The following is a 22,075-nucleotide window of genomic DNA, read 5'->3' as shown; positions in this document are numbered from 1 at the left end:
GTCAGGCCCCCACGCCGTCGAGGGCGGGCGGCGTCGTACCGCTGCCCGCCTTGCCGACCGACTTCTGGATGAGGGCCTCGAGGTCGAGACCCGTCGAGGTCCTCAGCATCTGGAGGGTCTGCGCCACGTTGTCGGTGACCTGCCTCGGCAGGGCGCCGGCACCGTCGGTGGACAGCACGGTGAGCTGGTCGATCGCGGCGATCGGTGCGGCGACCTCCTTGGCGATCTGCGGCAGCACCTCGATCAGCATCTGCAGCACCGCGGCGTCGTTGTAGTGCGCGAACGCCTCGGCGCGCTTGTCCATCGCCTCGGCCTCGGCCTGGCCGATCGCGAGGGTCGCGGCGGCCTGCGCCTCACCCTCGGCCCGGGTGGCGTCGGCCTCGGCGAGGCGGCGGCCCTTCTCCGCCTCACCGCGCTTGATGCCCTCGATCGCCTCGGCCTCGGCCAGCGCCGCGCGGCGGCCCTTCTCGGCCTCACCGCTCAGCTTGGTCTCCTCGGCCTTCGCCTGCGCGGCTGCGATGGTCGCGGCCTTGCGGGCGTCGGCGGCCGCGATCTCCGCCGTACGACGGGCCTCGGCCTCCTGCTCGACGCGGTAGCGCTCGGCGTCGGCCGGCTTGCGGACCTGGGTCTCGAGCTGGCGCTCGGTCAGCGCGGCCTGGCGGACCGCGACCTTCTCCTGCTCGGTGAGGATCGCCTGGTCGCGGTCGGCCTGGGCCAGCGGTCCGGCCGCCGCGGCCTGCGCGGAGGCCGCGTCGGTCTCGGCCTTGATCTCGGCCTGCTTCAGCGCGAGCGCCCGCTGCGCGATGGCGATCTCCTGCTCCGCGGCGATCTGCGCCTGCTCGGCGGCCTGCCGGGCGTTGGCCTCAGCGATCCGGGCGGCCTGGCTGGCGCGAGCGGCCTCGGGCCGGCCCAGGTCGGCGAGATAGGTGCCGTCGTCGGTCACGTCCTGGATCTGGAACGCGTCGAGGATCAGGCCCTGGCCGGTGAGCGAGCTCTCCGACTCGTCGGCGACGCGCTGGGCGAAGGCGGCCCGGTCGCGGATGATCTGCTCGACCGTGAGGCCGCCGACGATCGAGCGCAGCGCACCGGCGAGCACCTCCTGGGTGAAGGTCTCGATGTCGGCCTGCTGCGAGAGGAAGCGCTGGGCGCCGAGGCGGATCTGGTCGGCGTTGCCGCCGACCTTGACGATCGCGACGCCGTCGAGGTTGAGCTTGATGCCCTGGCCCGACACCGCGCCGCGGATCTGCACGGAGATCCGGCGGCTGGACAGGTCCATCGTCGCCAGCTTCTGGACGAACGGGACGACGAAGACGCCGCCGCCGAGCACGACCTTCTGCCCGGACAGGTCCGTCGTCAGCTCCCCGGTCTCGGGGTTGACCACGGCCTTGCCCTTGCGGCCGGTGACGATGAAGGCCTGGTTGGGGCCGGCCACCTTGTAGCGGCTGGTGACCAGCAGGACGAGGAGGACCAGGAGGACGACGATGCCGGCGACCGGCACCCAGACGGCGGTGTTCATGTGTCTCGACTTTCTTGTCGGTGGGGACTGCTGGGGGTTCGGGGAGGGAGGGGCGCTCAGGCCGGCCGGGCAGGCGGTTGCCACACCTCGGTGACGCTCACGGCGGTCGGCGACAGGACGCCGGTCACGTTGACCTCGGCGCCCGCCTCGATGGGCTGGTAGGCGCTGGCGTTGAGCTGCAGGGGATGGCCGCCGACGACGACCCGGACGACGCCGTACCCGTCGGCGGGGATCGCGGTGATCACCCGGGCGACCTGGCCGACGCTGTCGCTGATCGCGACCGTGCCGTCGCTGGGGCCGTCCTTGACGAGCCGGGTCAACCACCAGGCGAACCAGGCGACGACGACACCGGAGACCACCCCGACGGCGATCGATGCCGGCAGCGGCGCGCCCGCGCCGTCGGCGATCGCGCCGCCGAATCCGAAGGCGGAGGTGAAGCCGCCGAGGGCCGCCGTGGAGATCCAGTCGGCCTCGAGTGCGTCGAAGGCACCGTCGAGCAGGTCACCGGCCACCAGCGAGGCCAGGACGACGGCGATCCCGACCATGCCGAGGATGAGGAAGACGGTCACGGGAAGCCCTTCGGGGTCGACGAACACTGTGCCGACCAGGCTTCCCGGCGCTCCTGCAGGCGACCCTATCGGACGTCGCGACCCCGCGCGCGGGATTTTCCTCCGGCGCAGGCGTCAGAGCCCGAGCTCGTCCTTCATGTGGTGCAGCTCCCGGGCCACCAGCTCGTCGTACCCCTCGGCGGTGGTGGCCTTCGCGAGCAGCTCCATCGCCTCGGCGGCCGGGACGATCGGGAACGCCTCGGCGTCGAGCGTCGTGTAGTCGCGCACGGGGAACTCGCGGACCACGAAGCCCGGGACGCCGCGGGTGAGGCCCTCGATGAGTGCGGAGGTGCCCATCGAGACCGACGCGAAGACCATGTTGGGCAGCTCGAGGCGCAGCGAGTGCTGGTAGATCGGCTTCCAGCCGGCCGTCTTGCCGACCGTCTGGAAGAGCCAGTGCTCGTGCTCGCCGGTGAGGCCTCGGGGCTTGAAGTAGACGTCGACCGGGTGGTGCTCGCGCAGGGCGGCCAGCTCGTCGAAGAGCCGGATGTAGAGCTCGCGGTGGGCGGCGGTGTCGAGGGTCGGCATGTTGCCGAGTGTCGAGCGACCGCCGAAGATCACCAGCGAGACCGGCTTGCCGGGCTCGAACGGCCGCGGCGGGGACGGCGACAGCATCGAGTCGGCCGAGTGGTGCACGACCTTGTCGGGGAACGCCCGGCGCCAGGCCTCGGCGCCGCTGTGCGTCACCGCGTGCACCTCGTCGAAGGAGTCGGCGCGGCGCAGGTCGACGTGGACCGGGTTGGTCGAGTGCGGCCACACGATGACCCGGCCGCCCGCACGGCGGACCGTGTCGCCGACGATCACGCTCTCGGCGTACAGGTGGTCGCCGATGTGCGCCTCGGTGACACCGCGCCGCTCGATGTCGGCCGCGGCGGTGCGGGCGAGGTGCTCCAGGAGCGGTGACGTCGCGCGGTGCAACCACTCCTGCCAGGTGCCGCCCAGCGGCTCGCCGACCTCGACCGACCCCCTCGCCCTGCCGCCCTCGGCGCCGAGGGCGCGACCGGTGAGCCGGGCGACCCGGGTGAGCGGGTACTCGAAGGTCTGCAGGACGCTCTCCTCCGGGTGGAGGCGGGCGGTGGCGTGGATCGGGTACTGCTGCTCGATCGAGCGGTCGTAGGCGAACTCCTTGACGACCGAGCCGGACTGGTAGACGACGACGTCGTCGAGCTCCTCGACGAGCGGCACGACGCGGCGGATGCCCGCGGGGACCACCGCTCGCGTGTGCGGCGCCGGATCCTCGACCACGTCGAGCGCGGCCATCACCGAGCGCCACTTCGGGACGAAGCGCACCGTCTCCGTCGCCCGGCCGACCGACTCGTTCTCGATCCGCACGAGGAAGGCGTTGGCGCCCCGCTCGAGGAGCGCGAAGTAGAGGAAGACCAGGTCGAAGTCGCCGGACGCGTAGCCCTCGAGGTAGCCGAGCTCGGTGCCGAGGACCTCGATCAGGACCGGCTCGCCGGCGGCCCGCGCGGCCAGCTCGGCGGCGAGGCGCTGCATCGGCACGAACAGCGCCGACTCGTGGTAGACGTTCACCATCACCGCGTCGGACAGGGTCTCGGCCGGCAGGTGCGGCGGGGACGCGAACCGCGCGCCGAACTCGTCCGCCCACGCCCGTGCCTGCGCCAGCAGGATGTTGGTCGGGCTCAGCGGCTCGGGCCAGCGGTCGCGCTCGCTGATCTCCTGCACCAGCCGGCCGACCGCCGGACGGTCGATGTAGTGGCCGGACCGCAGCGCCAGCTCGAGCGAGGAGTGCCGTGGCACCCGGACCAGCCGGACCGGGCCCAGGCCCGTCCCCGTCGCCGTGTACGACGGCAGCGCTCCGCGCACCTCGGCGACCTCGTCCGCGCCGATCGGCAGGGCGCCCGGCGTCGTACCGGACTCCAGACGGGCGGCGGCCAGCTCGTAGGCCACGGGGGCGTCGTCGGGGTAGAGCCGCGCCGCGCGCTCGAGGACCCGGATCCGGTCGTCGTCCATGCTCGACTTGCCGAGCACGCGGGCGAGGGCGCGGTGGAAGAGGGGCCCCGCGGGCCGGTCGAGCAGGGCGTCGGCGGAGTCGAGGTGGTTGACGACCTCGTGCCACGCGGCCTCGAACCAGTCGGCCTGCGAGGCGCGGCGGGGGAGCGGGCGCGGGTCGGGGTCGTCGCGGGCGGCCGATCGCCAGTAGCGCACCCAGCGCACGACGGCCTGGTCCCAGTCGGCGCGCGCCATCGCGACGTGGGCGGTCTCCCAGAGCACGATCCGGCGGTGGGCGTAGCGCTCGAGCGCCTGGGTCGCGATCGCCTCGGCCGCGTCGATGTCGCGGGCGCGTCGGTGGCTGTGCACGGCGCTGACCCAGCCCGGCGCGTTGAGGTCGTCGGCGCGGGTGGCGACCAGCTCGGCCCAGCGGTCGCGGGCTGCGGCCCAGTCGCCGCGCCGGCCCTCGAGTCGGGCCCGCGCGGCGAGCAGCGTGATCTCGTCGGGCTCGGAGGCGAGGGCCTTGTCGAGCACCCGCTCGGCGTCCTCGAAGCGACGGGCCTCGACGTGCGCCGCGCTCTCGGCCAGCCAGGCCGCGCGCTGCTCCTCGGCCGGGGTGGGGGGTGCGGCCCGCCGCTGCCGGAGCCTGCGGACGGCGGCGCGGGCGGGGCGGGCCAAGCGCCGCAGGGATCGATGGCTCCGGGGCGCCATGGTCGAGTCGCACCTTCCGCTCTGCTGTGGGTGGGATGCCGCGTCAGCATACCAAGTGAACAATGTCGAGTGAGACACTGTAGATTACCCGGCCATGTCCTCCTCGCACCCCGATGTGGTCCGTGGCCCGCGCCGATGGCTCGGGCTCCTGGCCAGCCTCGTCGTGCTCCTGGTGGCGTGGTCGGTGGTCGCCGCCGCGGACCTGGTCGAGCCGCACTACCTGACCCCCAGTCCGCTGGAGGTGTGGGACGCGTTCGTCCGCGCCAACAGCTACCACCCGGTCGGTGGCGGGGTGGACCGCGTCGTGCGTGGCGAGGAGCACTACTTCCTGTGGGAGCACCTCGTGGTGAGCCTGCGGCGGATCGGGCTGGGCCTCGTGCTCGGCGTCGTGGTCGGCGTACCGCTGGGGCTGCTGATGGGCACCGTGCGGTGGGTCGGCGACCTGGTCGGCCCGTACGTCGACTTCCTGCGCTCGCTGCCGCCGCTGGCCTACATCGGCTTCCTCGTCGCGTGGTTCGGCATCTACGACACCTCGAAGGTGTGGCTGCTCTTCCTCGCGGCCTTCCCGCCGATCACGCTCGCCACCATCAACGGGGTGCGCGGGGTGAAGCAGGACCAGCTCAATGCCGCCCGGAGCCTCGGGGCCTCCGGGTTGCAGCTGACGACCCAGGTCGTCCTCCCCGCGACGCTGCCGGACATCCTGTCCGGGCTGCGCGTCGCGGTGGGCTTCGCGTGGACCACGGTCGTGGCCGCGGAGCTCGTCAACGGTCTGCCGGGCATCGGGGGCCTGGCCTACCTCTCCGGGACGCAGAACAAGATCGCGCTGTCGGTCGCCTGCATCCTCGTCATCGGCCTCACCGCGATCGCCCTTGACGCCGTCATCCGCTCCATCGAGAAGCTCGTCGTCCCGTGGCGAGGAAAGGCCTGACCATGAAGACCTCCCGCTGGACCGCCGCCGCCGCGCTGGCCGCCGTCGTCCTCCCGCTCTCCGCCTGCAGCCTCGGCGAGGACACCGAGGCCGCCGCCAGCGACTGCCCGTGGACGGCCGACGAGTCGGTCGAGGGCACGGTCCGGATCGGCTATCAGAAGATCCCCAACGGCGACGTCGTCGTGAAGGACCAGAAGCTCCTCGAGAACTGCCTGCCCAACGCCACCATCGAGTGGAACAACTTCGCCTCGGGAGGCGACGTCGTCCAGGCGTTCGGCGCCGGCAGCATCGACATCGGCCTCGCCGGCTCGTCGCCGTCGACGAAGGCGCTCTCGGCACCCCTGAGCCTGCCGGTGAAGGTGATCTGGATCCACGACGTCATCGGTGAGGCCGAGTCGCTCGTCGTGCGCGACGGCGCCGCCACCGACATCAAGGGGCTCAAGGGCAAGACCATCGCCACCCCGTTCGGCTCGACCGCCCACTACTCGCTGCTGCAGGCGATCGCCGACGCGGGCGAGGACCCGGCCGACTACAAGCTGATCAACAGCGAGCCCGAGCAGATCGCGCCCGCCTGGGCCAACGGCGACATCGACGCGGCGTGGATCTGGGACCCGACCCTGTCGGAGCTGAAGAAGCAGGGCGGCACCGTCATCCTCTCGAGCAAGGACACCGCCGAGGCCGGCAAGCCGACCTACGACCTCGGCCTCGCGTCGACCAGCTTCATCGAGGAGAACCCGAAGGTCCTCGAGGCCTGGGCGAAGGCACAGGACTACGCCGTCGAGCAGATCCTCGACGACCCGGACAAGGCGGCCGAGAGCGTCGCGATCGAGGTCGGCGTCAGCACCGACGAGGCCAAGGCGCAGTTCGCCGGGCTGACCTACCTGCGGGCGGCCGACCAGGCCGGCGACGACTGGCTGGGGAAGAAGCTGGGCACCGACCTGCTGGGCACGGCGAAGTTCCTGCTGCAGCAGGACGGCATCTCGGCCGTGGCCCCCGCGGCGACGTACGACGACGGGGTGGACGCCTCGGTCGCCGCCTCGGCGGAATGACGGGCGGGACGAGCCGATGAGCAAGGGCATCGACGTGGCGGGCCTGGCGCACGAGTTCCGGGCCCGCGGCGGCGCCGTGCCCGCGCTCGACCGGATCGACCTCGCCATCGAGCCCGGCGAGCTGGTGACGCTCGCCGGGCCGTCCGGGTGCGGCAAGACGACCTTCCTGCGGATGATCGCCGGCTTCGTCGCGCCGTCGTCGGGCTCCATCGCCGTCGGCGGTACGACGGTCCGCGGCCCCGGCGTGGACCGCGGCGTCGTCTTCCAGCAGCCGACGCTCTACCCGTGGCTCGACGTACGCCGCAATGTCGCGCTCGGCCCGAAGCTGCGCGGGATCGGCAAGGCCGAGCGGCTGGCGACGGCCGACCGCTACCTGTCGCTCGTCGGCCTCACCGACGCGGCCGACCGGCGGCCCTACGAGCTGTCCGGCGGCATGCAGCAGCGCGCCCAGATCGCCCGCGTGCTCGCCGGCGACCCCGAGGTCGTGCTGATGGACGAGCCCTACGGCGCCCTCGACGCGCTCACCCGCGAGCGGCTGCAGAACGAGCTGCTCACGCTGTGGCGCGAGACCGGCAAGACGATCCTGTTCATCACGCACAGCGTCGACGAGGCGGTCTTCCTCGGCTCGCGGGTGCTCGTGATGAGCCCGCGCCCGGGGCGGATCGTCTTCGACGAGCAGGTGCCCTTCTCCGCCGACGCCTCGCTGACGCCGGACCAGGTCCGCGCGCTGCCGGAGTTCGCGGCGACGACCGCCCGGGTGCGGGCGGCCATCGCGCACTGACCCGAGTCGGTGGTCGAGGAGGGCGCCCTGGCGCCCGTCTCGAGACCCGGCGAGCCGGTGCTGGGACGGTGCCGGACACCGTGAGCGCACCATGGCCAGGGGTCTCGTGACGGTTGCTGCGCAACCTCCTCGACCACCGGGGCCGGTCACACCTGGCGCTGCTGGTCCTCCCAGTACGGCTTGCGCAGCTCCCGCTTGAGGATCTTGCCGGTCGGGTTGCGGGGGAGCGCGCTGATGATGTCGACGGACTTGGGCGCCTTGAAGTGGGCGAGGCGCTCGCGGGTCCACTCGATGAGCTCGACCTCGCTGGCGTCCGAGCCCTCCTTGAGCGCGACGACCGCCTTGACCGACTCGCCCCACGTCGGGTCGGGGACGCCGATGACAGCGACCTCGAGGACGCCCGGGTGCTCGGAGAGGACCCGCTCCACCTCCGGGGAGTACACGTTCTCGCCGCCGGTGATGATCATGTCCTTGAGTCGGTCGGAGACGAACACGAAGCCGTCCTCGTCGACGTGGCCCATGTCGCCGGTGCGGAACCAGCCGTCGGGGGTGATCACCTCGGCGGTCGCCTCGGGCTTGTTGAGGAAGCCCTTCATCAGCTGCGGGGTGCGCAGCCAGATCTCGCCGTGCTCGCCGGTGGCCACCTCCTCGAGCGTGGCCGGGTCGACGATGCGGACCTCGCACTCGGGCACCGGCTTCCCGGCCGAGACCAGCCGCTCGGGGTGGCCGTCGGCCTCGGCGGTGCGGTGGTCCTCGGGCATCAGGTGGGTGGCGACGCCGGCGACCTCGGTCAGTCCGTAGACCTGGATGAAGTCGGTGTCCGGCCAGGCCTCCATGGCCGCGCGGAGCAGCGGCGGCGGCATCGGCGCGGCGCCGTACGTGTAGGTCTTGAGCGCCCCGAACAGCTTGACCGCGTCGGGTCCGGCCTGGAGCACCTGCGCCAGCACGGCCGGGACGAGGAAGGTCCGGTTGGCGCCGGCGAGGATCGCGCCCGCGAGCGAGGCGGCGTCCGGCTCGCGCGTCATCACGCTGGGGACGCCGTCGTGGATGCCGAACAGGACGTACGACGACCCGCCCACGTGGAAGAGCGGCATGGCGACCATCGACTTGTCGCCGGGCTCGAATCCCCAGCCGTCGTGGGCGTTGATCGTGTGCTTGACCATGTTGCGGTGCGTCAGCATCACGCCCTTCGGGCGCCCGGTGGTGCCCGAGGAGTACATGACCAGGCAGACGTCGTCCTCGAGCACGTCGGGCCCGTCCGCGCAGGGGGTCGACGACGCCAGGAACTGCTCGTAGGCGTCGTCCTCCCCGCCCTCGGGGGTCACCTCGATGATGTGCTGGACGTTGGGCAGCCGGTCGCGGATCGCCTCGATGGTCGGCATCAGCTCGCGTCCGACGAAGAGCACCTTGGCGCCGGAGTCGTTGACCGCGTAGTCGATCTCGTCGCCGGCCGAGCGCCAGTTGATGATCGCGTTGGCGGCACCGATCGAGCCGGCGGCGAGGCTGATCTCCACGCACGCCGGATGGTTCTTGTCGAGGAAGGACACCACGTCGCCGCGTGCGATGCCGAGCTCGCGCAGGCCGCCCGCGGCGCGGTGCACCCGGTCGTGCCACTGCGCCCAGGTCCAGGTCCGCCCGAGATAGCTCATCGCCTCGGCGTCGGGCGTGGCCTCCGCCCAGTGGTTGAGCCGGTCGTCGACGTAGGTCGGCTCGGGAGGGACCGCGGGGGGCCAGGCCTGGTGGGTGGACGGGGACGTCGTTGTCGCGCTCACCCCGCAGATTGTGGCCCACATCACAAGCCGGCACAACGAAGCGACCGCGGGCGCGCCACCCACCGTTCACCTCGATCCGAAACGATGGAGAGGTGAACGCCCCGTCCCCCCTGCTGCGCGGCGACGAGGCACCCGCCCCCCGCACCCTCGTCGACGTGTTCCGTCGTACGGCGGCGGAGCACCCCGACGCGATGGCCCTCGACAGCGGCAACGACACCGTGACCTACGAGGAGTTCGCGGAGGCGGCCGAGGCGGTCGCGGCCGACCTCGCCGAGCTCGGCATCGGCCCGGGCGACAAGGTCGGCGTCCGGCTCCCGTCCGGCACGACGGACCTCTACGTCGCGATCATGGGCATCCTGTTCGCGGGCGCGGCGTACGTCCCGGTCGACGCCGACGACCCCGAGGAGCGCGCCCGGCTCGTCTTCGGCGAGGCCGCCGTGGCCGCGCTGGTCGGGACCGGACTGGTCATCGAGCCCCGCCGCGACGCCGCGCCCCGCCAGCGGCAGGACCCGACGGTCGACGACGACGCGTGGGTGATCTTCACGTCGGGCTCGACGGGCACGCCGAAGGGGGTCGCCGTCACCCACCGCAGCGCCGCGGCCTTCGTCGACGCCGAGTCGCTGATGTTCCTGCAGGACGCCCCGATCGGCCCGGGCGACCGGGTGATGGCGGGCCTCAGCGTCGCCTTCGACGCGAGCTGCGAGGAGATGTGGCTGGCCTGGCGGTACGGCGCCTGCCTGGTCCCCGCCCCGCGCGCCCTCGTCCGCAGCGGGGTCGACGTGGGCCCGTGGCTGACCGCCAACGACATCACCATCGTCTCGACCGTCCCGACCCTCGTCAGTCTCTGGCCCGACGACGCGCTCGAGAGGGTGCGGATGGTCATCCTCGGCGGCGAGGCGCTGCCGCCCGAGCTCGCCGTCCGCCTGGTCCGTGAGGGGCGCGAGGTCTGGAACACCTACGGCCCGACCGAGGCGACGGTCGTCGCGTGCGGCGCGCTGGTCACCGCGCAGGGCCCGGTCCGGATCGGCCTGCCGCTCGCCGGCTGGGACCTCGTGGTCGTCGACCCGGCGACGGGCGAGCCCGTGGGGGAGGGTGAGCGGGGCGAGCTGATCATCGGCGGCGTCGGGCTCGCCCGCTACCTCGACCCGGCCAAGGACGCCGAGAAGTACGCCCCGATGCCGACGCTCGGCTGGGACCGCGCCTACCGGAGCGGCGACATCGTCGTCAACGACGCCGCGGGGCTGCTCTTCGCGGGGCGCGCCGACGACCAGGTCAAGCTCGGCGGGCGCCGGATCGAGCTCGGCGAGATCGACTCGGCCCTGCTGTCCCTGCCGGGTGTCACCGCGGCGGCCGCCGCCGTGCGTCGTACGACGACCGGCAACCAGCTCCTCGTCGGCTACCTCGCCACCACCCCCGCGTACGACGGCGCCGCGGCGACCGCCCACCTGCGGGCGACCATGCCCGCCGCGCTCGTCCCGCGGCTCGCGGTCGTCGACGACATCCCGACCCGCACCTCCGGCAAGGTCGACCGCGACGCCCTCCCGTGGCCGCTGCCGACGGCCGATCCCGCCGACTTCGGCCTGCACGGCACCGCCGCCGTCATCGCGGAGGTCTGGCAGAAGGTGGTCGGTGCCGTCCCGGAGGGCCCGGACGCCGACTTCTTCGACCTCGGCGGCGGGAGCCTGACGGCCGCGCAGGTCGTCACCCTGCTCCGCGCCGACCACCCCGACCTGACGGTCGCGGACCTCTACGAGCACCCGACCGTCGACGGCCTCGCCCGCTTCCTCGACGCGCTCGAGCCGACCGCGCTCGCCGAGCAGAGCCGCAAGGTGCTGCCGATCCCGCGCAAGACCCAGCTCGGACAGGTGGTCGCGGTCCCGCTGCTGCGGGCGCTGGCCGCGCCGCGCTGGCTCGCCGGCACGCTCGCCTTCTCCCGGGTCGTCCACGACCTGCTCGACGTCGACTGGCTGCCGGCCGTGCCGTGGTGGCTGCTGGCCCTGCTGCTGGTGGTCTTCGTGACCCCTCCCGGCCGGATGCTGCTGGCGGCCAAGCTGGTGCAGGCGGTGCGGGCCGGCGTCCGGCCGGGGGAGTACCCCCGTGGCGGGAAGGTGCACCTGCGCATCTGGATGGCCGAGCGGATCGCCGACGAGCTCGGCGCGACGCGGCTCGCCGGGGCGCCGTACATGACCTGGTACGCCCGCCTGCTGGGCGCGAAGGTCGCCCGGGGCGCCGACCTCCACTCGCTGCCGCCGGTGACCGGGCTGCTCACGGTCGGCAAGGGCGCGTCGATCGAGCCCGAGGTCGACCTCACCGGCTACTGGATCGACGGGGACACGCTGCACGTCGGCGGGATCCGGGTCGGTCCGCGCGCCCGCGTCGGCACCCGCTCGATGCTCGGCCCGGACGCGGTCGTGGGCGACGACGCCGAGGTCGCGCCCGGGTCCGCCGTGTTCGGCGAGGTGCCGGCCGGCGAGTTCTGGTCCGGCGCCCCCGCGACCCGCGCCAGCTCGGCCGCCCGCGGCCCGTGGGCCGAACGCCCGGCCGCGACGAGGCGCACGCTCCGCCTCTGGGCCGTCTCGTACGCCGCCGCCGCGGCCGGGCTCGCGCTGCTCCCGGCCCTCGCGATCGCCGCCGCGCTGGTGCCCGCGCTGCTGCTCGCCGACCTCGGCGGGACCGACGGCGTAGGCGACGCCGTGCGGGCGGTGCTGCCGTGGCTGGTCCCCGGCGTGGTGCTCGGCGCGGTGACCCTCGCCGTCCTCGTCCTCGCCGTCGTGCGCCTGCTGGGCCGGGGCGTCAAGGCCGGCGCCCACCCGCTGCAGAGCCGGCCCGCGCTGTGCGTGTGGTCGACGATCCGGGTGCTCGACGAGGCCCGGACCTGGCTGTTCCCGCTCTACAGCTCCCAGCTCACCCCGACCTGGCTGCGCCTGCTGGGCGCCCGGATCGGCCGCGACGTCGAGGCGTCGACGGTGCTGATGATCCCGTCCCTCACGACGGTCAGCGACCAGGCCTTCCTCGCCGACGACACCCTCATCGGCGGCTACGAGCTCGGTGGCGGCTGGCTGCGCGCCGAGCGGGTCAAGGTCGGCAAGCGCGCGTTCGTCGGCAACTCCGCGATGGCCGCGCCGGGCCGCAAGGTGCCGAAGCGCTCGCTGGTGGCCGTGCTGTCCGCCGCGCCCGCGCGCGGCACCGTCAAGGCCGGCGAGTCGTGGCTGGGCAGTCCGCCCGCACCGCTGCGCCGCGCCGAGCAGGGCTCCGCCGACGAGCGCACCTACGCGCCGCCGCGCCGGCTCAAGGTCGCCCGTGCCTGCTGGGAGCTGGCCCGTGTCATCCCGCTGGCCCTGGCCGTCGGGCTCCACGTCGCCGTGGTGGCGGGGACCCTCGCGGCGTGGAGCGAGTACGGCGCCGTGGCCGGCCTGGTCGCCGTACCCCTCCTGCTGTGGGCGGCCGGCGCCGTGGCCGCGCTGGTCGCGATCGCCGCCAAGTGGCTCCTCGTCGGCAAGGTGCGCGCCGGCTCGCACCCGCTGTGGAGCTCGTTCGTGTGGCGCAACGAGCTGGCCGACACCTTCATCGAGGTGCTCGCCACGCCGTGGTTCGCCGGACTCGCGACGGGCTCGCCCCTGATCACGCTGTGGTTCAAGGCGATGGGCGCACGGGTCGGTCGCGGCGTGTGGTGCGAGTCGTACTGGCTGCCCGAGGCCGACCTCGTCGAGCTCGGCGACGGCGCGACCGTCAACCAGGGCAGCGTCGTGCAGACCCACCTCTTCCACGACCGGCTGCTCGCGACCGACGCCGTGCGGCTGCGTCGCGGGGCGACGCTCGGGCCGAACTCCGTGGTGCTGCCTGCCGCCACGCTGGGCAAGCACGCTACCGTCGGGCCGGTGTCACTGGTGATGAGGGGCGAGACGGTGCCGGACAAGACGCGGTGGATCGGCAACCCGATCGGCCCGTGGGCCGAGTAGCGCGCGACGATGCCGCACCTGCCGACCGCTGACCCCTACCTGCCGGGCCACGGCGACCCGTCGTACTCCGTCCGGCACTACGACCTCGACCTCGTCTACGCGCTCGAGGGCAACCGCCTCTCCGGGACGGCCACCCTCGACGTGGTGACGCTCGAGGAGACCGCCCGGCTGGTGCTCGACCTCGCGCACCTGCGGGCCACCAAGGTCCGCGTCGACGGCGCCCGGCTGCGCAAGTGGAGCGCACGCTCCGAGCGGCTGGTCCTGCAGCTCGACCGCCCGGTGCCGTCCGGCGCGGAGCTGCGGCTGACCATCGCGTACGGCGGCGTACCCAAGCCGGTCATCGACCGCCACCACGGCGACGCCGGCTGGGAGGAGCTCGCCGACGGCGTGATCGTCGCGGCCCAGCCGCACGGCGCGCCGACCTGGTTCCCCTGCAACGACCGGCCCGACGACAAGGCCACCTACCGGATCTCCCTGGGCGCCCCCGCGGGCTACGTCGTGGTCTCCAACGGCGAGCTGGTCGAGCACCGCCGCCGCGCGAGCGTCGAGGAGTGGACCTATGTCATGGACCGCCCGATGGCGTCCTACCTCGCCACCGTGCAGATCGGCCGCTACGCCTCCACGACCCACGGCCCGACGGTCACCACGATCGCACCGTCCGACGCCGACCTCGCGGGCTCCTTCGACCAGCAGGGCGCGATGCTGGAGTACTTCGAGCGGGTCTTCGGGACCTACCCGTTCGAGAAGTACGCCGCCGTCATCACCGACGACGACCTCGAGATCCCGCTCGAGAGCCAGAGCCTGTCCACCTTCGGCCGCAACTTCTGCACGGCGGAGTGGTCGCACGTGCGGCTGGTCGCGCACGAGATGGCGCACCAGTGGTTCGGCAACGCCGTGACGCTGCGCCGCTGGCAGGACATCTGGCTGCACGAGGGCTTCGCCTGCTACAGCGAGTGGCTGTGGTCGGAGGAGTCCGGCGGCCCGCGCAGCTGCGACGGCTGGGCGCGCCACCACCACGAGCGGCTCGCGGAGGCCGGCCAGGACCTCGTCCTCGCCGACCCGGGCCCGGAGCTGATGTTCGACGACCGCGTCTACAAGCGCGGCGCGCTCGCCCTCCACGCGCTGCGGGTCGCCGTCGGCGACGACGCCTTCTTCGACCTGCTCTCCGGCTGGGTCGAGGCGTACGACGGCAGCAATGTCACCACCGACGACTTCCTCGCGTTCGCGGGGGAGCGGACGGGCACCGACGTCGCGTCCATGCTGGCCCCGTGGCTGTACGACGAGGCGCTGCCGCCCTTCCCCGGGTAAAGAATCCGCGAACCTCGGGTGGCGGTCGGCCGACACTGCGAGGCTGGGGCCGCTCCCCCAGCACGTCCCGAGGTCTCCGCATGCCCAGCCCCCACCACGAGCTCGACCGCGCGCTCGACGCCCGCGGCGCCGCCTCCGCCGAGGTCCGCGCGCTGCTCGACCAGCTCGCCGAGGGCGACCCCGACGTCTACCTGAGCGCGCTGTCCGCCGCCGCCCCGGAGGACCTCACCCAGCCGGCGATGTCCCACCTGGCCCGGCGCGGCGAGCTCGTCCCGGCCGACTCGTTCTGGCGCAGCATCGTCTCGCGCCGCCGGAAGAAGCAGCTGGGCGTCCTGCCCGAGCAGTTCCTCGGCGTCGACAAGTCGTGGGACCGGGAGCTCGCCACCGCGGCGGGCGTGCCGGTGGCCGAGGTGCTCTTCGCGGGCGGCTTCACCCAGTCCCTGGCGCACCTGCGGCCCGGCACGGTGCTCAAGCCGCTGCGGGCGAACGAGTCCGCGGGCGTCTTCTTCGTGCTGGGCGACGGCGAGGTGGTCAGCGTCGCGACCACGGAGCGGCTCGGCTCGATCGCCGACATCAGGGCCGTCGCCGCGCGCCAGCTGGGCGGACCGCCCAAGGAGCACCGCTGGCGGGTTCAGGAGCTGGTCCTCGGCGCCGACGGCCTCCCGGCCCGCGACGTGAAGGCCTACTGCTTCTACGGCGACGTCGCGCTGCTCGTGGAGATCCGTCGCTTCCCGAGGGTCGAGTACGCCTACTTCACCGCCGACCTCCAGCCGGTGGTGCCCGGGCACAAGCCGCTGCCCGCCTTCGCCGACCCGGCGGACACCACACTCGACCGTGGCGGCCTGTGCCCGGCCAAGCTGGCCCAGGCGCGGGCGCTCAGCCTCGAGCTCCCGGTGCCGTTCATGCGGATCGACTTCCACAACGCGCCCGACGAGCTGGTCTTCTGCGAGTTCAGCTCGGTGCCCAGCCGTTCCGACCTCTGGAAGCCGGAGTACGACGCCCTGCTCGGCCGGCTCTACCACGAGGCCGAGGTGCGGCTCACCGCCGACCTGCTGGCCGGTCGGCGCTTCGAGCACTGGGCGCGCTTCCAGGAGGAGCGGCTGCGGTGGCGGGCACGGAAGCGGGGCGCTACGGCAGGTCCCACGTCCGGAGGAGCGAGCGCCGGTCGCCGGTGAGCGTGCCCACCAGCAGGCGCGGCATCCCCGGCGTGCGGGCCACCACCGGCGCGAGCAGGTCGCGGGGGAGCGCCAGTGCGGTCAGGTCGCCCTGGAACGCCGGGGTCATCGCGCGGGTCCACCAGCGGTACCACCGCACGTGGGCGCGGCGCTGGTCGTCGTACCACTGCAGCGCGGTGGTGAGGTCGTCGTGCCGCTCGACGGCCCTCGCGAGCGTCCAGGCGTCCGCCAGCGCCAGGGAGGTGCCGGCGCCGAGCTGGGGGCTCATCGCGTGCGCGGCGTCGCCGACCAGGACGCCGGCGCTGCGGCCCCCGCCCACGACCCGGTACGACGACCGCACGGCCACCGTGCGGTAGGACGCCGGCAGCAGCTCGGTCACCTCGTCCACCAGCGGCGCGTAGGGGCCTGCCAGCGGGCGCGCCTCCGAGCGCCAGCCGTCGAGTCCGCCGGCGACCACGGCGGCGGCGTCGGCGGTGCGCACCGACCAGAACAACGACGCTCGGTCGGTCCCCGTCGGCAGCACCCCGAGATAGCGCCGGGTGCCGTCCATCCGCTGGAAGAGGGTGTCGCCGGTCAGCCCGTGCCGGTCGGGCACGATCGCCCACAGCGCGCCGTAGCGGTACTCCCGGTCGCGGGTGGCCAGCCCCAGCGCGGCCCGGACCCGTGAGCGGCTGCCGTCGGCGCCGATGACGAGGTCGAAGCGGCCGAGGTCGCGGGCGTCCGGCCCGCCGGGGTCGTCGACGGTGAGCGCGATCCCGCCGGTGCGCGGCTCGACGGCGCTGACCCGCGCCCCGAGCTCGAGGCGGATGCCGCGCTCGCGGACCGCGCCGAACAGCAGGCCGAACAGGTCGCCGCGGTGGACCCCCAGCGCCGGCGACGAGGCCGGCCGGGCGTCGTACCCGATGTCGACGAGGCGGCGCCCGCCGCGGCCCTCCATCCGGACCCGCCGGACCACCCGGGAGGCCTCGCGCATCGGGCCGAGCAGGTCGAGCCGGTCCAGCACCTGCTGGCCCAGGCCCTGGAGCCAGATGCCCGCGCCGACCGGCCGCGGGTCGTCGGCCTGCTCGACGACGGTGACGTCATGACCCTGGTCGAAAAGCAGACAGGCCGTGGTGGCCCCGGCAGTACCGAGGCCGACCACGGCCACGCGCATGCTGCGCGCTCAGCCCGTCGCGACTACGCCCAGCGCTCCTCGGCGGGGACGAAGTCGAGGGTCCGCGGGCCGGTGTAGATCTGCTTCGGCCGCGCGATCTTCTGCTCCTTGTCCTGGACGAGCTCCAGCCACTGCGCGAGCCAGCCGGGGGCCCGGCCGATCGCGAAGAGGACGGTGAACATCTCCGGCGGGAACTCCAGCGCCTCGTAGATGAGGCCCGAGTAGAAGTCCACGTTGGGGTAGAGCTTGCGCTTGATGAAGTACTCGTCCTCGAGCGCGATCTTCTCCAGCTCCTTGGCGACGGCGAGGAGCGGGTTGACCCCGGTGACCTCGAAGACGTCGTCGCAGGCCTTCTTGATGATCTTGGCGCGCGGGTCGAAGTTCTTGTACACGCGGTGGCCGAAGCCCATCAGCCGCTCGTTGCCGGCCTTGACGCCCTCGATGAAGGCGGGGATGTTCTCGACGGTGCCGATCCGGCGCAGCATCTTGAGCACGGCCTCGTTGGCGCCGCCGTGCAGCGGGCCGAAGAGGGCGCCGATGCCGGCCGCGACGGCCGAGTACGGGTCGACCTGCGAGGAGCCCACCGAGCGGACCGCGTTGGTCGAGCAGTTCTGCTCGTGGTCGGCGTGCAGGATGAAGAGGGTGTCGAGCGCCTTGACGATGCGCGGGTCGCCGGCGTACTTCGTCTCGCTCATCTTGAAGAGCATCGAGAGGAAGTTCTCGGCGTAGGAGAGCTCGTTGTCCGGGTAGACGTACGGCTTGCCCTGCGCGTGGCGGAAGGCCCAGGCGCCGAGGGTCGGCATCTTCGCGATCATCCGGACGATCTGGATGTGGCGGTTGTCCGGGTCGGCGATCTTGCTGGACTCGGGATAGAACGTCGACAGGGCCCCCACCGACGCCATCAGCATCCCCATGGGGTGCGCGTCGTAGCGGAAGCCCTGCATGAAGCCCTTGACGTTCTCGTGCACGAACGTGTGGAACGTGATCTCGTGCACCCAGGAGTCGTACTGCTCCTTGGAGGGCAGCTCACCGTGGATGAGCAGGTAGGCCACCTCGAGGAAGTTCGACTTCTCCGCGAGCTGCTCGATCGGGTAGCCGCGGTACTCGAGGATGCCCTTGTCACCGTCGATGTAGGTGATGGAGCTTCGACACGAGGCGGTGTTGACGAATCCGGGGTCGTAGGTCGCGAGGCCGGGCTCGTCGTCGTTGAGCTTGATCTGCCCGAGATCGGCGGCCTTGATGGTGCCGTCGACGATCGGGATCTCGTACTCCGCGCCGGTGCGGTTGTCGCGAACGGTGAGAGAGTCAGTCACCCTTGCAACCTAGCCCGCCGGTCATGGAGGCCGGAACCCGGTGTCCCGAACCGTGGCGTCGGCACGAGCCGCGAGGTTTTCCTGCTCCACGGAGCTACCGGGCAGTAGCTTGGCGGCCGGTCCTGATTTGGACCGGGGGTCCGGGCCGCCGTACCCTTCTCGATGCGTCTCCTGCCGCTCTCCTCGCGAGGGCAGTCGCCCACCAGAAGGTGGGTGCAGTGTTCGTCAGAAGATGCCACGTCCGGAGCCTTCGGACGTGTCCGACACGAACGAATGGAATCCTCCATGCGTACCTATGCTCCGAAGCCCGGTGACGTCGAGCGCGCCTGGCTCGTGATCGACGCGACCGACGTCGTCCTCGGCCGGCTCGCGGTCACCGCCGCCAACCTGCTGCGCGGCAAGCACAAGCCGATCTTCGCGCCGAACGCCGACACCGGTGACTACGTCATCGTCGTCAACGCCGACAAGGTCGCCCTGTCCGGCAACAAGCGCAACGCCAAGATGGTCTACCGCCACTCCGGCTTCCCGGGTGGTCTGACCGCGACCCCGATCGGCGAGGTCATCGACAAGGACGCCCGCAAGGCCGTCGAGAAGGCCGTGTGGGGCATGCTGCCGAAGAACCGCCTCGGCCGGCAGATGATCAAGAAGCTGAAGGTCTACAACGGCCCGGCTCACCCGCACGAGGCCCAGAAGGCCGTTCCCTTCGAGATCACCCAGATCTCCCAGTAATCGACTTCGAGGATCCAGAGATGACTGAGAACACCACCGAGGTCGAGGAGACCTTCGAGACCGACGAGCAGGGTGTCGCCTACACCAGCGAGACCTCCCCGTCCGCCGCGATCGACGCCCGCCCGGCGACCATCGCCCCCGGCGCGGCCACCGGCCGTCGCAAGGAGGCCGTCGCCCGCGTCCGCCTGGTGCCCGGCACCGGCACCTGGACCATCAACGGCCGCACGATCGAGGACTACTTCCCGAACAAGCTGCACCAGCAGGTCGTCAACGAGCCCTTCGCGGCTCTCGGCCTCGAGGGCCGCTTCGACGTGATCGCCCGCATCCACGGCGGCGGCATCACCGGCCAGGCCGGCGCGCTGCGCCTGGGCGTTGCCCGCTCGCTCAACGGCATCGACGTCGAGGCCAACCGCCCGACCCTGAAGAAGGCCGGTCTGCTGACCCGCGACGCCCGTGCGACCGAGCGCAAGAAGGCCGGTCTCAAGAAGGCCCGCAAGGCGCCGCAGTACTCGAAGCGCTGATCTGCCGCGAGGCGATCACCACGACGGGGCCACGCACCGCTGCTGCGGTCCGTGGCCCCGTCGCCCGTTTTGCACCGCAGCACCTGCACGACACGAGGGAGTACGACGTGACCCGCATCTTCGGGACCGACGGGGTCCGCGGCCTGGCCAACGACAAGCTCACCGCCGAGCTGGCGCTCGGCCTCGGCGTCGCCGCGGCCCGCGTGCTCGTCGAGCACGGTGACTTCGACCGGCCGCGCCCGCTGGCCGTCGTCGGCCGCGACACCCGGATCTCCGGACAGTTCCTGGAGCACGCGGTCGTCGCCGGCCTCGCTTCCGCCGGCGTCGACGTGCTCCGCCTGCGGGTCCTGCCGACCCCCGGCGTCGCCTACTTCACCGACGCGCTCAACGCCGACGTCGGTGTCGTCATCAGCGCCTCGCACAACGCCATGCCCGACAACGGCATCAAGTTCCTCGCCCGCGGTGGCGTGAAGCTCGACGACGCCCTGGAGCGGGAGATCGAGGAGCACCTCGGCCAGGACTGGGATCGCCCCACCGGCGGTGCCGTCGGCCGGGTCACCCCCTACGGCCCCACTGTCGAGGAGTACGCCGCCCACCTCGTCGGCACCCTCGACGCACCCGACGCCCGCCCCCTGGCCGGGCTGACCGTCGTACTCGACTGCGCGCACGGCGCGGCCAGCGAGGTCGGCCCGCACGCGCTGCGCCTCGCCGGCGCCACGGTGATCACCATCGGCGCGGAGCCCGACGGCCTCAACATCAACGACGGCTGCGGCTCCACCCACCTCGACCCGCTGCGCAAGGCGGTCCTCGAGCACGGCGCCGACGCGGGCTTCGCGGTCGACGGCGACGCCGACCGCTGCCTGGCCGTCGACCACACCGGCGAGGTCGTCGACGGCGACCAGATCATGGGCATCCTCGCGCTGGCGCTGAAGGCCGCCGGCCGGCTCGTCGACGACACCCTCGTCGCGACCGTGATGAGCAACCTCGGCCTGGTGCAGGCGATGACCGCCGCCGGCGTCACCGTCCGGCAGACCGCCGTCGGCGACCGCTACGTGCTGGAAGACATGCGCGCCGGCGGCTACTCGCTCGGCGGCGAGCAGTCCGGCCACGTCATCCTGCGCGACCACGCCACCACCGGCGACGGCCTGCTGACCGCCCTGCACGTGCTTCAGCGCATGGTCGCCACCGGCTCGTCCCTGCAGGACCTCGCGGGCGTGATGACCCGCCTCCCGCAGGTCCTGGTCAACGTCGGCGGCGTCGACCGCACCCGCACCGACGACGTCGCGCTCGTCGCCGCGGTCCAGGAGGCCGAGGCCGAGCTGGGCTCGTCCGGACGGGTGCTGCTCCGGCCCTCGGGGACCGAGCCGCTCGTGCGCGTCATGGTCGAGGCGCCGACCGCCGAGCAGGCGGAGTCGGTCGCGAACCAGCTCGCTGACGTCGTACGGGAGCGGCTGGCGCTGTAGCCGACTGCCGGGGGAGATCTCCGGGTTCCCGGGACGGCGGCAGGGGCGGTCGCGGAGGATTCGCTCCATGTCGTCGATGTCGTCGATGTCGTCGAGGTCGCTGAGGCCCTGGGCCGTCGTGGCCGGCGTGGTGGGTGTCGTCGCGGTCGCGGTCGCCGCACCGGTGGTGCTGGCGGGCGACGACGAGCACCGCCGGGGTGGTCCTGCCGCCGACGGTGCGCTGACGCTGGGTGACCTGCCGGTGGGCGAGGGGCCGGCGCAGGGCTACCTCGCCGGCGCGGAGCTCCGGCGGGGAGCCGAACGGCTGACCCTCGCGGTCGACTCCGGTGTCGAGGTCGCCGAATTCGTCGCCCTCGACGACGGCTTCCTGGTGGGCACGACTCCCGACGACATGGGGCAGGGTCGGGTCTTCGCCCTGGACGCCGACGGCTCCCGCGTTGCGGAGTGGGTCACCGAGCTGGACGCCGTGGAAGGGGGTGTGGTCGCCTCGACCGACGGCCGGCTCGGCGCCTTCATCGCCGGCGGGAAGGCGGTGGTCGTGCAGGACGGAGGTCGTGTGGCCACCGAGCTCGCCATCCCCGCGACCGACCTCGGCCTGCCGATGACCGTGGTGACCGTGACCGGCACCGACTGCACGGGCGCCGACGCGGATTGCGTCGTCCTGCTGAAGCGCTGGGAGGCCATCGGCGACGGAGGTCCGTCGGGGAGCGCGTGGATCCTGCGTCCCGGCCGCCGACCCGTCGCGACCGACCGCGGGATCCCCGACGTGGAGGCCGTCGCTGCGAACGGGCTCACTGCCGGCACCACCGAGATCATCGAGGACGGCGACGGGTCGTGCGCGGGGGTGGCCGACCCGAAGGGCTCCGTCCTCTGGACGACCTGCGAGGACCGTCTCGTCTCGTTCTCCCCGGACTCCTCCCGGGTGATGGCCGGCACATCGACGTACGGAGGCTCCGGCGACCACGAGCTCACGGTGCTCGACGCCCGCACGGGCACGGAGCGGCTGCGGCTGAGGACGGCGGAGCAGGTCGGCATCTTCGAGGTGGTCTAGGAGGACGACGCGCACCTGCTCGCCGTCGTCAGCGACTGGGCGGAGGACGGCGACGGAGACCACGTCGACCAGCGCTGGGCCGTCG

At 72.8% G+C, this 22,075-nt stretch carries 16 protein-coding genes; 10 read left to right on the top strand and 6 right to left on the bottom strand.

Going from position 1 to position 22,075, the window contains the following annotated elements; all coding sequences use genetic code 11:
- Nucleotide 1: 1 nt before the first annotated feature.
- The 3 genes from BJ993_RS04825 to BJ993_RS04815 all read right to left on the bottom strand — a co-directional run bounded on the left by BJ993_RS04825 (nucleotide 2) and on the right by BJ993_RS04815 (nucleotide 4,755).
- Nucleotides 2–1,516, bottom strand: a complete 1,515-nt coding sequence (locus BJ993_RS04825) for a flotillin family protein (protein ID WP_179647933.1) — start codon at nucleotides 1,514–1,516, stop codon at nucleotides 2–4.
- 56 nt (nucleotides 1,517–1,572) lie between these two features.
- On the bottom strand, nucleotides 1,573–2,085 hold the full coding sequence (locus tag BJ993_RS04820) for an NfeD C-terminal domain-containing protein (protein WP_179647932.1): 513 nt from the start codon (nucleotides 2,083–2,085) through the stop codon (nucleotides 1,573–1,575).
- A 114-nt stretch (nucleotides 2,086–2,199) separates the two neighbouring features.
- Nucleotides 2,200–4,755: a tetratricopeptide repeat protein gene (locus tag BJ993_RS04815; RefSeq protein WP_179647931.1), complete on the bottom strand. Its 2,556-nt coding sequence runs from the start codon at nucleotides 4,753–4,755 to the stop codon at nucleotides 2,200–2,202.
- A 127-nt stretch (nucleotides 4,756–4,882) separates the two neighbouring features.
- Here BJ993_RS04815 and BJ993_RS04810 point away from each other — a divergent pair, with 127 nt between their 5' ends.
- The 3 genes from BJ993_RS04810 to BJ993_RS04800 are packed head-to-tail and all read left to right on the top strand — an operon-like array spanning nucleotide 4,883 to nucleotide 7,546.
- The gene (locus BJ993_RS04810; RefSeq protein ID WP_179647930.1) at nucleotides 4,883–5,716 is read left to right on the top strand and encodes an ABC transporter permease; all 834 of its coding nucleotides are present in this window, start codon (nucleotides 4,883–4,885) and stop codon (nucleotides 5,714–5,716) included.
- Between the two features lie 2 nt (nucleotides 5,717–5,718).
- Nucleotides 5,719–6,765 carry a taurine ABC transporter substrate-binding protein gene (locus tag BJ993_RS04805; protein WP_179647929.1) on the top strand — a complete coding sequence of 349 codons (1,047 nt, stop codon included), beginning with the start codon at nucleotides 5,719–5,721 and terminating at the stop codon, nucleotides 6,763–6,765.
- Between the two features lie 16 nt (nucleotides 6,766–6,781).
- Entirely contained in the window at nucleotides 6,782–7,546 is a 765-nt protein-coding gene (locus tag BJ993_RS04800; RefSeq protein ID WP_036551221.1) for an ABC transporter ATP-binding protein, read from the top strand.
- A gap of 146 nt (nucleotides 7,547–7,692) precedes the next feature.
- On the opposite strand, the gene BJ993_RS04795 is transcribed toward BJ993_RS04800, so the two are convergent.
- Nucleotides 7,693–9,318, bottom strand: a complete 1,626-nt coding sequence (locus BJ993_RS04795; protein ID WP_051933002.1) for a long-chain-fatty-acid--CoA ligase — start codon at nucleotides 9,316–9,318, stop codon at nucleotides 7,693–7,695.
- A 92-nt stretch (nucleotides 9,319–9,410) separates the two neighbouring features.
- Here BJ993_RS04795 and BJ993_RS04790 point away from each other — a divergent pair, with 92 nt between their 5' ends.
- From BJ993_RS04790 to BJ993_RS04780, 3 genes are all read left to right on the top strand, one after another.
- Complete coding sequence (locus BJ993_RS04790; protein ID WP_308645478.1) at nucleotides 9,411–13,277, top strand: Pls/PosA family non-ribosomal peptide synthetase; 3,867 nt, start codon at nucleotides 9,411–9,413, stop codon at nucleotides 13,275–13,277.
- 9 nt (nucleotides 13,278–13,286) lie between these two features.
- A complete protein-coding gene (locus BJ993_RS04785) occupies nucleotides 13,287–14,585 on the top strand; it encodes a M1 family metallopeptidase (RefSeq protein WP_179647927.1) in 1,299 nt (432 codons plus the stop codon).
- A gap of 80 nt (nucleotides 14,586–14,665) precedes the next feature.
- Nucleotides 14,666–15,760, top strand: coding sequence for an ATP-grasp fold amidoligase family protein (locus BJ993_RS04780; RefSeq protein ID WP_179647926.1), 1,095 nt, complete (start codon nucleotides 14,666–14,668; stop codon nucleotides 15,758–15,760).
- Here BJ993_RS04780 and BJ993_RS04775 read toward each other — a convergent pair.
- Nucleotides 15,714–16,913 carry an FAD-dependent oxidoreductase gene (locus tag BJ993_RS04775; RefSeq protein WP_179647925.1) on the bottom strand — a complete coding sequence of 400 codons (1,200 nt, stop codon included), beginning with the start codon at nucleotides 16,911–16,913 and terminating at the stop codon, nucleotides 15,714–15,716. The genes BJ993_RS04780 and BJ993_RS04775 overlap by 47 nt on opposite strands.
- Nucleotides 16,914–16,936: 23 nt before the next feature.
- Nucleotides 16,937–18,226 carry a citrate synthase gene (locus tag BJ993_RS04770; protein ID WP_036551227.1) on the bottom strand — a complete coding sequence of 430 codons (1,290 nt, stop codon included), beginning with the start codon at nucleotides 18,224–18,226 and terminating at the stop codon, nucleotides 16,937–16,939.
- Between the two features lie 285 nt (nucleotides 18,227–18,511).
- Between BJ993_RS04770 and rplM the strand changes: the two genes are divergently transcribed.
- From rplM to BJ993_RS04750, 4 genes are all read left to right on the top strand, one after another.
- The gene (rplM, locus tag BJ993_RS04765) at nucleotides 18,512–18,955 is read left to right on the top strand and encodes a 50S ribosomal protein L13 (protein WP_036551228.1); all 444 of its coding nucleotides are present in this window, start codon (nucleotides 18,512–18,514) and stop codon (nucleotides 18,953–18,955) included.
- 20 nt (nucleotides 18,956–18,975) lie between these two features.
- Entirely contained in the window at nucleotides 18,976–19,476 is a 501-nt protein-coding gene (gene rpsI / locus BJ993_RS04760) for a 30S ribosomal protein S9 (RefSeq protein WP_051933004.1), read from the top strand.
- Nucleotides 19,477–19,583: 107 nt separating this feature from the next.
- Nucleotides 19,584–20,939, top strand: coding sequence for a phosphoglucosamine mutase (gene glmM / locus BJ993_RS04755; RefSeq protein WP_179647924.1), 1,356 nt, complete (start codon nucleotides 19,584–19,586; stop codon nucleotides 20,937–20,939).
- 67 nt (nucleotides 20,940–21,006) lie between these two features.
- Nucleotides 21,007–21,990 (top strand): hypothetical protein, encoded by a 984-nt coding sequence (locus BJ993_RS04750; RefSeq protein ID WP_179647923.1) that lies wholly within the window; start codon nucleotides 21,007–21,009, stop codon nucleotides 21,988–21,990.
- The last annotated feature ends 85 nt before the right edge of the window (nucleotides 21,991–22,075 follow it).

It is taken from the genome of Nocardioides aromaticivorans, assembly GCF_013408525.1.
In the GTDB taxonomy this organism is placed as follows: Bacteria; Actinomycetota; Actinomycetes; order Propionibacteriales; family Nocardioidaceae; genus Nocardioides; species Nocardioides aromaticivorans.
Note: the sequence above shows the minus strand (reverse complement) of the source record. Positions and strands in the feature narration are given on the sequence as shown.

Bases quoted from the DNA above. Each gene is read 5' to 3' on its own strand.
- BJ993_RS04825 (WP_179647933.1), bottom strand. From the start codon at position 1,516: ATGAACACCGCCGTCTGGGTGCCGGTCGCCGGCATCGTCGTCCTCCTG.
- BJ993_RS04810 (WP_179647930.1), top strand. From the start codon at position 4,883: ATGTCCTCCTCGCACCCCGATGTGGTCCGTGGCCCGCGCCGATGGCTC.
- BJ993_RS04805 (WP_179647929.1), top strand. From the start codon at position 5,719: ATGAAGACCTCCCGCTGGACCGCCGCCGCCGCGCTGGCCGCCGTCGTC.
- BJ993_RS04800 (WP_036551221.1), top strand. From the start codon at position 6,782: ATGAGCAAGGGCATCGACGTGGCGGGCCTGGCGCACGAGTTCCGGGCC.
- BJ993_RS04785 (WP_179647927.1), top strand. From the start codon at position 13,287: ATGCCGCACCTGCCGACCGCTGACCCCTACCTGCCGGGCCACGGCGAC.
- BJ993_RS04780 (WP_179647926.1), top strand. From the start codon at position 14,666: ATGCCCAGCCCCCACCACGAGCTCGACCGCGCGCTCGACGCCCGCGGC.
- BJ993_RS04775 (WP_179647925.1), bottom strand. From the start codon at position 16,913: ATGCGCGTGGCCGTGGTCGGCCTCGGTACTGCCGGGGCCACCACGGCC.
- rplM (WP_036551228.1), top strand. From the start codon at position 18,512: ATGCGTACCTATGCTCCGAAGCCCGGTGACGTCGAGCGCGCCTGGCTC.
- rpsI (WP_051933004.1), top strand. From the start codon at position 18,976: ATGACTGAGAACACCACCGAGGTCGAGGAGACCTTCGAGACCGACGAG.
- BJ993_RS04750 (WP_179647923.1), top strand. From the start codon at position 21,007: ATGTCGTCGATGTCGTCGATGTCGTCGAGGTCGCTGAGGCCCTGGGCC.